The organism is Acinetobacter sp. USHLN143, from assembly GCF_037145695.1.
Classification (GTDB): Bacteria; Pseudomonadota; Gammaproteobacteria; order Pseudomonadales; family Moraxellaceae; genus Acinetobacter; species Acinetobacter fasciculus.
The window spans coordinates 1-210 of the sequence record NZ_JBBCWZ010000372.1 but is presented as its reverse complement, the minus strand read 5'-3'; the positions used below and the strand labels follow the sequence as shown (position 1 = coordinate 210).

Sequence of the window (210 nt, the reverse complement as noted above, 5' to 3'; positions counted from 1 at the left end):
CCATCGAGTTCTCCCACCGCCAAGGCTATCAATTACACTCTGAAGCGTTGGCCAGCCTTAAGCCGCTATCTGGATGATGGCAATCTACCGATATGCAACAATTGGGTAGAGGTGCGACACGAAGTCGCTTAATGAAGTTGTTCCCCCCTGCGGGAACCACCCGTGTCACCGGGTGAATCTAGAAGGCTGAATAAAGAGCGCCTTCGACAA

General features: G+C 52.4%; 1 pseudogene. It reads left to right on the top strand.

Features of this window, described 5'->3' with window-relative positions:
• A pseudogene (locus WFH18_RS18440) lies at positions 1 to 111 on the top strand (IS66 family transposase); the annotation flags it as partial.
• Positions 112 to 210: the final 99 nt, after the last annotated feature.